The sequence below is a fragment of the Colwellia sp. 75C3 genome, from assembly GCF_002836255.1.
Taxonomy (GTDB): domain Bacteria; phylum Pseudomonadota; class Gammaproteobacteria; order Enterobacterales; family Alteromonadaceae; genus Colwellia.
Genome location: NZ_PJAU01000047.1, coordinates 227,785 through 238,369, shown reverse-complemented (window position 1 = coordinate 238,369; position 10,585 = coordinate 227,785). Strand labels below are relative to the sequence as shown.

Annotated in this window: 11 protein-coding genes; 9 read left to right on the top strand and 2 right to left on the bottom strand. The window is 35.3% G+C overall.

Annotated features, from left to right (window positions below; translation table 11 throughout):
• Window positions 1-445 precede the first annotated feature (445 nt).
• The 6 genes from ltaE to CXF85_RS10335 all read left to right on the top strand — a co-directional run bounded on the left by ltaE (window position 446) and on the right by CXF85_RS10335 (window position 7,625).
• Window positions 446-1,456, top strand: coding sequence for a low-specificity L-threonine aldolase (gene ltaE / locus CXF85_RS10360; RefSeq protein ID WP_101228448.1), 1,011 nt, complete (start codon window positions 446-448; stop codon window positions 1,454-1,456).
• Window positions 1,457-1,660: 204 nt separating this feature from the next.
• Window positions 1,661-2,923 (top strand): ABC transporter substrate-binding protein, encoded by a 1,263-nt coding sequence (locus tag CXF85_RS10355; RefSeq protein WP_101228447.1) that lies wholly within the window; start codon window positions 1,661-1,663, stop codon window positions 2,921-2,923.
• 51 nt (window positions 2,924-2,974) lie between these two features.
• Window positions 2,975-5,665 carry an ATP-binding protein gene (locus CXF85_RS10350; protein WP_101228446.1) on the top strand — a complete coding sequence of 897 codons (2,691 nt, stop codon included), beginning with the start codon at window positions 2,975-2,977 and terminating at the stop codon, window positions 5,663-5,665.
• A gap of 140 nt (window positions 5,666-5,805) precedes the next feature.
• Window positions 5,806-6,621 (top strand): SDR family oxidoreductase, encoded by an 816-nt coding sequence (locus CXF85_RS10345; protein ID WP_101228445.1) that lies wholly within the window; start codon window positions 5,806-5,808, stop codon window positions 6,619-6,621.
• 104 nt (window positions 6,622-6,725) lie between these two features.
• Window positions 6,726-7,343 carry a cytochrome c oxidase subunit 3 family protein gene (locus tag CXF85_RS10340; protein ID WP_101228444.1) on the top strand — a complete coding sequence of 206 codons (618 nt, stop codon included), beginning with the start codon at window positions 6,726-6,728 and terminating at the stop codon, window positions 7,341-7,343.
• Window positions 7,344-7,352: 9 nt separating this feature from the next.
• Window positions 7,353-7,625, top strand: a complete 273-nt coding sequence (locus CXF85_RS10335; RefSeq protein ID WP_232771149.1) for a cytochrome C oxidase subunit IV family protein — start codon at window positions 7,353-7,355, stop codon at window positions 7,623-7,625.
• Between the two features lie 8 nt (window positions 7,626-7,633).
• Here the strand turns inward: CXF85_RS10335 and CXF85_RS10330 are convergent, their stop codons facing one another.
• Together CXF85_RS10330 and CXF85_RS22775 are read right to left on the bottom strand one after the other, a co-directional pair.
• Window positions 7,634-7,840 carry a hypothetical protein gene (locus tag CXF85_RS10330; protein ID WP_101228443.1) on the bottom strand — a complete coding sequence of 69 codons (207 nt, stop codon included), beginning with the start codon at window positions 7,838-7,840 and terminating at the stop codon, window positions 7,634-7,636.
• On the bottom strand, window positions 7,828-7,968 hold the full coding sequence (locus CXF85_RS22775; RefSeq protein ID WP_157829071.1) for a hypothetical protein: 141 nt from the start codon (window positions 7,966-7,968) through the stop codon (window positions 7,828-7,830). Before CXF85_RS22775 ends, CXF85_RS10330 begins: the two co-directional genes overlap by 13 nt.
• Window positions 7,969-8,682: 714 nt before the next feature.
• On the opposite strand from CXF85_RS22775, the gene CXF85_RS10325 reads away from it, so the two are divergent.
• The 3 genes from CXF85_RS10325 to CXF85_RS23300 all read left to right on the top strand — a co-directional run bounded on the left by CXF85_RS10325 (window position 8,683) and on the right by CXF85_RS23300 (window position 10,364).
• A complete protein-coding gene (locus CXF85_RS10325; RefSeq protein ID WP_232771151.1) occupies window positions 8,683-9,564 on the top strand; it encodes a LysR substrate-binding domain-containing protein in 882 nt (293 codons plus the stop codon).
• Window positions 9,565-9,688: 124 nt separating this feature from the next.
• Window positions 9,689-10,201: a hypothetical protein gene (locus tag CXF85_RS10320; protein WP_101228441.1), complete on the top strand. Its 513-nt coding sequence runs from the start codon at window positions 9,689-9,691 to the stop codon at window positions 10,199-10,201.
• 34 nt (window positions 10,202-10,235) lie between these two features.
• Window positions 10,236-10,364: a hypothetical protein gene (locus tag CXF85_RS23300; protein WP_269801172.1), complete on the top strand. Its 129-nt coding sequence runs from the start codon at window positions 10,236-10,238 to the stop codon at window positions 10,362-10,364.
• The last annotated feature ends 221 nt before the right edge of the window (window positions 10,365-10,585 follow it).

Below are 10,585 nucleotides of genomic sequence, written 5' to 3'. Positions count from 1 at the left end.
TATTGCCTAAAATTTACCAGCGGTACTACTGATTGAATCAGTAACTCATTAACGTGCAGCAGTTCGATTCCGGCAGTCGGCACCATTTATTCTCTTCGGAGAAGAAACGAAACCTTAACAGCAATGTTAAGGTTTTTTTTCGTCTGAAATTTAACAACCTGCTACAGAGTGAATCAGTAACTCATTAACGTGCAGCAGTTCGCCCCCCGCAGTCGGCACCATTTATTCTCTTCGGAGAAGAAACGAAACCTTAACAGTAATGTTAAGGTTTTTTTTCGTCTGAAATTTAACAACCTGCTACAGAGTGAATCAGTAACTCATTAACGTGCAGCAGTGTTTTCAACCTCACTGTGAACACTAAATTGAATGGTGTTATTTACCTATATTTTACGGTTGCATAACCGTTTATACTTTGATGCTCTTACCGCCTTATATGGATTCTACAATGATTGATTTTCGCTCTGATACAGTAACTAGACCTTGTTCAAAAATGCGTGATGCTATGTCTCAAGCTGAGGTCGGTGATGATGTTTATGGGGATGACCCTACGGTAAATGAATTAGAGCAATGGTCAGCAAAGCGCCATGGCTTTGAAGCAGCCATTTTTTGTAGTTCTGGTACGCAAGCCAATTTATTAGCCCTTATGGCGCACTGTGAGCGTGGTGATGAGTATTTATGTGGCCAACAAGCCCATAACTACAAATTTGAAGGTGGTGGTGCTGCCGTACTTGGATCGGTTCAGCCACAACCGATAGAAAATGAGAAAGATGGCACTATTTGCTTAAATAAACTTGAACAAGCGATTAAGCCTGATGATTCGCATTTTGCCCGAACAAAGCTCGTTAGTATTGAAAATACTATTAATGGCAAAGTACTACCTTTAAGCTATTTGGCAGACCTTCGGACGTTTGTTAACAAACATCAATTAAGTTTACATTTAGACGGTGCCAGAGTTTACAACGCCGCGACTGCATTAGACGTTGATATCACCGAGATAGCTCAACACTTTGACACTATGTCTATCTGTTTATCTAAAGGCTTAGGCGCTCCTATTGGCTCATTGTTATTAGGCTCTACAGAGTTAATAACCAAAGCTCGTCGATGGCGAAAAGTGCTCGGCGGTGGTATGCGTCAAGCCGGTATTCTTTGTGCAGCCGCGAAAATAGCATTAACTGAAAATGTCGATAAACTTCAAATTGACCACGACAATGCTAAATATTTAGCACATCAGCTTAATACTATTACTGGCTTTAACGTTAACATTGAGCAGGTCAGTACTAATATGGTCTTTGTTAAGGTAGATAAATCTATCGACATTTATGCAGCAGCTATAACCCTAAAGGCTCAGGGCATTATATTATCTCCGAGTGAAAATATGCGTTTGGTTACGCATTTAGACATTAGTAAAGCGGATATCGACACCTTTATTTCAGCATTAAAAACGGTGCTAATTTAGTTTTCTAACTAGTGCTTAATTTTGTCCTCTTAACTAAGGAACTTAATCCCCCCCTCCCTTCCTTCTTAGTAAAAGCAGCGCTAATTTATTTTAGCGCTGCTTTTATCTAATATTTAATGACGAACATAAATCTACTCATAATTAGATAATTTCGAACCATTACCTATACTCGATATATCAAATAAATTACGTGCGATAAATCAAATGGATAAGTCTCGTAGAAATGCAATTAAGAAGATCGCACTTAGCGGTGTTGCCGGAATAGCTATCGCTAAAGCACCCTATGTATTTGCACGAAATAAAGTGACTTTGCGAATATTAGGCACCCATGTAACGTTACAAGAAGAATTAAGACAAAAAGCGATGGAAGATCTCGGTATTCACTTGATCTTTGAACCTAAAGGTAGCGCTGCCGTTTTACAAAAAGCATCTATCTTTCCACAGTCATTTGATTTGTATGAGCAGTGGTCTAATAGCATTGACGTACTATGGCGATCCGGCGCTATCCAAAGTATAGATAAAAGAAGAATTACCCATTGGGATGAAATAAATGATTTAACCAAAACAGGTAAGATCACTCCCTCGGCAAGAATCGGGGATGGCGATGCTCCTTACAAGTTATTGCACATTCAAAAAAATAATCAGTTAGGCGAAAACCACACTAATGATATAAGTTTTTTACCTTACGTACACAATGTCGATTCTTTTGGTTACAACACTGACATCATTAAAAAAGGTATACCTTACGAGACTGAAAGTTGGGGTTGGTTATTAGACGAAAAATACAGTGGTCGTGTCGGTATTATAAATGCCCCTACTATTGGGCTTTTTGATATGGCTCTCGCAGCACAAGCAAAAGGCCTCATGTCCTTTAACAACATTGGTGCCATGACAAAGCTAGAATTAGATCAATTATTTGGCATATTAATTGGTTTAAAACAAGCGGGTCACTTCAGTGGTTTATGGACCTCTGTACCTGAATCGGTTCAATATATGAAGTCTGGCAGAGTGGTCATAGAAAGTATGTTCTCTCCTGCCGTATCATCCCTTAATGGTATGAATGTCCCAGTAACTTACGCTGCGCCTAAAGAGGGCTATCGGGGCTGGCATGGTGTTATGTGCTTATCCAAAGCAACAACAGGAAAAGTGAAAGATGCTGCATATGACTACATGAATTGGTGGCTCTCGGGCTGGCCAGGTGCCTATATTGCACGACAAGGATATTATATTTCAAATCCGCTACGTGCTTCTCGCTATTTATCATCACAAGAGTGGGATTATTGGTATAACGGAAAACCAGCAGCGGCTGATTTTAAAGGGACTGATAATAAAATTTCTGTTTATAAAGGTGCTATTCGATCAGGCGGAAGTTATCAGAAAAGATTTAGCAATGTTGCAGTATGGAATACCGTTATGCCAACCTATGATTACAGTATTCAAAAGTGGTATGAATTCGTCAACGCTTAAACAATTACACTTCATTAAATTGTCATAATAATAAAGCTAATGGTGTCATAAATGTTTCGAAGTTTAAAATCACAATTAATCATTTCATTAACCATTATTATTTTATTGTTTATTGGACAAGAGTACGTTTCTTATCAAAGTCAAAAACTCTTAGCTACTGGGCTAGCATCTAATCAAAAAATAGCTGAAGGTGTTGTTCAAGTAAAAACATTAGAAAAAGATGTTTTAGATTTACAGCGAAATATTCTTATTTATAAAGAGAATAAGGGATCTTCGGTATTAAAACGATTAAATAACATCATGACTTCTGTCACCCATAAGTTAGATATTACCGCCTTATTTATCAAAAAAAATCAACTTGGCGCCAATCAAGAAGTCGCTATCGAAAGTATGCGTAATCACTTAAAGGATTACCGAGAAAACTTTGACTCCGTGGTATTACTTCTTAATAAAAAGAATGAATTATTTCATGAAAATATAGTGGACCGTTTGAGTCTGTTAAAAAAAACAACCACTGAAATATCGAACAACATCAAGCCAAATAAACTCACTCAATCTAATCAATCAACGAATATAAACAATAAAAAAATTGACGATTTAGCGTCAGAATTACAACTTGCTACTTATGAGTATTTTTTGCTACCTGATACTGAGAACACGCTAAACTTCCAAGATACGTTCAACAAGCTAGAGAGTATGGTAAAGCGACTTAATATCGATGAATTAGACGTAGATTTAGCGACGATATCTTCAGACTTTTTTTTATTAACACAAGTGACCAGAAATTATAATTATCTGGTAAATGTTGTTATGTCAGGCTCTGCTAACGAGTTTTTATATTTAGCAAAAAACCTAAGTGAAGTGGCATTACAGCACTTAAAATCGAGTAATAAAAATCTTAACACCGTTATTGATGAATCTATTTTTCGCGGTAATATCATGTTTATTTTAGGAATTTTTTTTACTAGCCTCATCACCATATATGCGCTTACAAGACTTATATTTCCGATACAAAAAGTGACTAAAGTATTCGATACTCTAGCAGCAAACAAGGAGCTAGATGAACAACTTGAAGTAGACAGGGATGATGAGATCGGCCAATTGATAAAATCTGCAAGTATCTTTCAATTAAAAAACCAACAAACCAATGACTTATTATTAAAATCTCAACAGTTCAATGAACAACTCCTTGCATCACAAGAAAAAGCAGAAAAGGCCACACAATCAAAAAGTATATTCTTAGCAAATATGAGTCATGAAATTCGCACACCTATGAATGGTATAATCGGCTTAACTGACTTACTGAGCTTGAAAAATCTAGATGAAGAAGATCGTGATTATGTAGATAAAATTCGCTATTCCTCTAATATATTAATGAGCGTTATTAACGACATTTTAGATTTTTCAAAAATAGAAGCAGGTAAAATAGACATTGAAAAAACGCCTTTTGAACCGGTAAAAATATTTGAAAATGTTATTGAAGCGATAACTATAAAAGCGGCTGAAAAGAATCTAAATGTACGTTGTTTAATTGCTGATGATATGCCAAAAAAATTGATTGGAGATCCGGTTCGCTTTAGCCAGATTTTACTAAACTTAGGTAATAATGCCGTTAAATTCACTCACTCAGGCTCTATAACCTTTAATGTAAAAATCATTGAAAAACTGAAAGGTAACTTCACCGTCATCGTTGATATTAGTGATACCGGTATTGGGATTAGCGATGCTCAACAAAAATATATTTTCAACGATTTTACCCAAGCTGATGATTCAACAAACAGAAACTTCGGTGGCACCGGATTAGGACTCAGTATCTCCAAACAATTAGCTGAATTAATGTCAGGTGAAATATATTTAACATCGACACCTAATCAGGGCAGCACATTTAGTGTCTTAATGCCTTTTAAATTAACTAAACAATCGATAGTTCAACCTATGTATCCTCCTAATAAAAATAGATTATTTATTTGGAATATTGGCGAATATGTTGCAACTATTAAAGATAATTTTTCTGCTTATTATTCAAGTATTGAGCTGATAGACAATAAAAGTAAATTCATTGAAAAAAAGCAATGGGCTAAAAATGAAGTATTAGTCATAAACCTCAGCGGAAAATTATCGCACCAGCAATTAGCAAGCATCAAGGTCTTATTGCTAGATCATATTAAGGTTGGATTCTGCTGTGATGCGCACGCGTTAACAGCTTGCGCGGCAATAAATAACTTTGCAAAACAACCTAAAATTTATCATCCTTTATTGCCAAGTAAGTTAATACGGTTCAATGATGAACTATTACACTTAAATGAAACTCGAGCAGCACAGCCCCTCAAAACGACTGCAATGGTCACTATTCCACAGTACAAAGGACATGTATTAATAGTTGAAGATAATGCCATCAACCAAATTGTTGCAAGAAAGGTCATTATGAGCTTTGGTTTAACTTATGATATTGCCGAGGATGGTCAACAAGCGGTTACCAAAGTATTTAATTCCCCTGATTATGATTTGATATTTATGGATGTGCAAATGCCCGTTATGGATGGCTATGAAGCGACCAGTAAAATCCGGGCAGCAGGTTTAAACAAGCTGATAATCTGTGGTTTGTCTGCTAATGCAATGGCGTCTGATATTGAAAAAGGTAAATTATCAGGAATGAATGACTATATTACAAAACCCATTTCACAAAAAGATATCCAAAGAATATTACATCAATACTTACCTGCGTCATCGACTATAAAATAGTCAAGTTACTTTTTATCTGTTTATTTAATATAAACATGATCTCACTCATTACTAAAAATCCGCACAGAGTTACATAATAACTTTAATAATCACTTCCATAAAAACATTTACTACATAGAGTAAATACCAAGGGTAATATCATGACTAAAGTTGTTTTAATCACAGGCGCAAGCTCAGGAATGGGTGAGATCACTGCTCGATTTTTAAATGAAAATGGCTATACCGTTTATGCTGGCACGCGAAATAAAAGCCTAGCAACGCCAGAAATCCCAGGCGTCAACAATATTTATCTAGATGTTACTGATACCAACTCAATGGAAGTAGCCGTTAGCACTATTATTGCCAAAGAAAGTAAAATAGATGTGTTAGTTAACAATGCCGGTTTTGGCCTTGTATCCACTGCTGAGGAAGTTACTGATGAAGAGATATTCAAACAGTTTGATGTCAATGTATTTGGTTTAATGAAAATGACCAGAGCGGTTATGCCACACATGCGTAAAGCTAAAGCTGGCGTTATTATTAATATCAGCTCATTTCTAGGCAAGATGGGACTACCATTGCTTTCTCAGTACAATGCTAGTAAATATGCAGTAGAAGGATTTGTTGACTCAATTCGTTTCGAAATGGCGCCTTATAATGTACGTGTACACTCTATTCAATCCGGTTTATTCGGCACTAACTTTGTTAAAAAAGGCTTAGTCGCCAATGCCAGTACCACCAGTGGTAACTCACCTTATAAAGACTTAGTTGCTCACTTTGTGCCGATTGTTGCTAAAGCAATTAATGAAGGTCCTAGCCCACAACCTATTGCTGATGCAGTCAAAGCTATTATAGAAGACAGCAACTCACTGATAGCCATTCCTGTTGGCGCGGAAGCAACGTCTTTTGTACCACTACGCAAAACGTTATCCGATGAAGATTTTGAAACACAAGTTAAAGAAACCTTTGGTCTTTAACGATTAATAAAGTGTACATCTGTTAAAGCAGCCTAGCTGACCACTTAATAACATTTTTGAGTGGTCTATTGGCAATAGGTAGCAGTATTGAGAGATTAAATGTTATGAAAACTCCACCTATCAACCGTTCTCTAGGTATTTTCCCCAAGTCTTGGAGTGAAGAGAGTGCTGGTAGAATTCCCGGTAATATTCCTATTTGGGTAGGTATACTCTCCGAGCTTACCGAATTTGCACTTTTCTTTGTTGCTTATTTTATCGCTAAATTTTATTACCCTGATATTTTTTCACAAGGCCCACAAAATTTACATACCTCATTAGGTGTTACTAATACCGTCGTGTTATTAACGAGTAGTTATTTTATGGCTAAAGCCATGAGCTTTATCCGCATAAATGACAAGATTAAATGTGAACGCTATTTGTGGCTGGCATTTAGCTGTGGTTGTATATATTTAATTATAAAAACATGGGAATTTCATTGGAATACTCTACAAGGTTTTAGTGCTAATACTAATGAATTCTTTACCGTATATTACTACATGACTTTCAATCATTTTATCCATGTTGGCTGGGCCTCATGCGCCCTTTTATGGGTGATTTTTCGCTTGAGAAGTGGAGCATACTCAGCACAAGAAAATTCAGGTTTAGAAGCATTAGCCGTTTATTGGCATATGATAGATTTAATGTGGATTCTTATTTTTCCATTAGTCTATGTACTTAGGTAGGTGAATATTATGAAAGCTATAAATATTATAAAAAGTATGGGGAAATTAGAGTGGTTTTTAGCGGCGTTAATAGCAATAACTTTGCTTAATACCTTTTTAGGTGAACAATTTTCTTCAACGACTTTAGTCAGTATATTAATAGCACTGACGGTAACCTATAAGGGTTTTATCGTTATAGACCATTTTATGGAATTAAAAGGCGCGAATAAAAATTTGCGATTTCTAATGCGACTCTATTTTGTGATTTTTCCATCACTAATCATTGTTAGTGCGTTTTATTAAAGGTTAAACTAAATATCACGGTCAAAACTCATAGCGGCTTTAAACTGCCTGCTATAGTATTGCAATGTACCAGCGTTATATTTTAAATAAGCTAAACCAATTTCGATATCACTCTCTGTTTCAAAGACTGAACCAGCACTGAAAGTATTTACATAGTCTGTAGTGTTATTTTCACTTGTTTCTTTATTACGCTCAATCTCAGCTAAGTGTTCCATGACTCATCACTATTAAACGTGTAAACGAGATTAACAGCAACTTCACTTTCATTATAATGATCAATAGCTTCATATCCGCACTCACTCTCTTTAGCAATAGCACCTACCACTAAAGTAAACTGAGCCATGAAATCATGCGGCCAATCAGCACTAAAGAATACTGCATGAATACTTGCTTGCTTTGTCGAATGTTAAATAGAAAAAAGCCCCTTGTCAGCCTAGCTACCATCTGCGATATACGCAGATAAATGGTCCTCAATACGCATAAGTGAAAAAATTTAACCCATTAAGTTAAGTTATTTCGTTTGCTGAATTTAAGTGAAAAAATTACTATGATCTTGTTTTCTGAATCTTCCCCGATTCTTTTAGAACACTTAAGTACATTGTTTAATTTGATTCACTTATAGGACATCTTTTGATGTCCTTTTTTTTATGCTAATTTTTACTTAGGTAGATAGTTATATTAAATAATGTTCAACATGATAAGTGAAATAATTTAACCCATTAAGTTAAGTTATTTCGTTTGCTGAATTTAAGTGAAAAAATTACTATGATCTTGTTTTCTGAATCTTCCCCGATTCTTTTAAAACACTTAAGTATATTGTTTAATTTGATTCACTTTAAGGACATCTTTTGATGTCCTTTTTTTTTAGCTGATTCTTATTTATGTATAACGTTTTAAGTTCAAAAAACCAAAACGGTGCAAACAAACCAAAACAGTGCACAAAAAAAGATACAACTTATTCACACAACAACAATAATATTATAAATCAACACGTTAAAAACAGGCACGAGTATTGCCTCTCATATATGTCGTCATCTATATAATTTTAACTATGTCTATTCAAACACCAATACGTGGCTTACGTTCATTTTGTGTCGCCTCAAAATGCTTAAGCTTTAAACACGCAGCAGCACAATTATTTTTAACGCCCTCAGCAGTTAGTCACCAAATAAAACAATTAGAAGAACAATTAGGCTTTATGCTCTTCAAAAGAAACACCCGCTCAATTGAACTAACAAGTTCGGGTAAACAGTTTTACCAGTCAATACAGCCGATAATTCACCAATTGGAATCTACCATATCGGAATTTACCCACAATCAACAAAATCAAACCATTGTCATCAGTTTGCCTGAATTTTTTGCCAGTGAATTATTCATTCCTCGCTTAAGCGAATGGTCTGAAAAGAATCCAACAATTAATCTTCAATTAGAGACAGTAAAAGCGGGCAGTGAACCATCACAAATTGCTGATCTATCTATTGTATTAGCCAATGGAAAACCCAATGCAAGTATCGTTCAGGAATTGTTCCCTATCCGTTATGCTGCTGCTTGTAATAAAAAGCTCTATAAAAAATTGAAAAACACTGGCTTTAAAGCATTAAAAAATACGCCACTAATATTGCATAGGTCCCGACCTTGGTCATGGCATCAATGGGCTGAAAACTTAGGCGTTGACGATTTCGATCCTAAACAAATTATACAATTCGACAGTATGTTTGGTGTTGCTCGCGCAGCACAACAAGGCATGGGAATAGCATTAGTCCCTTTACCAATGAGTAAAACTTGGTTTAGTGAACAGCTCTTAGTTAAGTTATTTGACGAAGAACTTAATACTAATGATCGATATTATTTAATTCAGCATGAAAATATGGAAAGTAAAATAGAATTAACCTTATTTGCTAACTGGGTTAAAGAAACCTTCATCACTGAATACCTATAGTTAGTAATTTCATAAGTGAAATTAATTCATGCAATGAGTGTTTTTTAATAGTTTGTCAGCGATATGAAAATTCCCTAAATTAAATGTGTATCAAGGTGATACGCATTTTAACTGGAGAAATAACATGACAACTAAATCTATAATTTTTAAGACCCTTTTAGCGAGTATTACATTAGCGAGTCCTATCTCAGCTTTGGCTAGCGATCTCGCATTAAAAGTTGCGGTAATTAAAGATACTATCGGTAGTAAAAATATTATGGCTGGTGATTCAGCTACCGGAATAAAAAGACTGACAAGAGTTAATAGGGCTGAACAAACTTTTGAAAACAACATGAGTTTATGTGTCGCATATATACAATCGAATAACGTAATAAAATCAGAAAATGCCTGCTCTGCTGCAATTAAAAGCACTAAATCAATGCCATTACATAATGAACAAGCCATTTACCTTAAATCACTTAGCTATAGCAATAGAGGCGTTTCACGTTACTTCAGTGATGACTTATCAGGTGCTATTAATGATTTAACAACGGCCATATCAATTAACTCGAATTCTATTACTAAAAGTAATTTAAGGCTTGTTACTGGTCTTTCCGTTGAGCCGAATGAATCAACAACTAGCTTACTTTCCGATTAAAACTTCGCACATAATGATTAACTGGAGTACTGAGATGCTTAATAAAGTAATAAAAACCATCCATTCAATAAGCTTATTCATTGATGAGATAAAACATATATCAATTAGTCAGTGGGACGTAGAACATAATGAAGACAGCGGTAATGGCCACCAAAAATATTAGCAAAGGTAAAGTATGGTTAAATTAATACATAGCGTAGCAACATCTAAATTGAGCCTTAAATAATGCTTAGTGTGAATTACGTATTCATAGATGTTGCCTTTCTAACAACCGTCATACCCTTATCAATTAATGTATCTCATTCCTAACATTGTAAGTACGTAGCTAAATATATTTTAAAGATAAAAACAAAACTGAACTTCGAATGACAACAAGCGAAACAA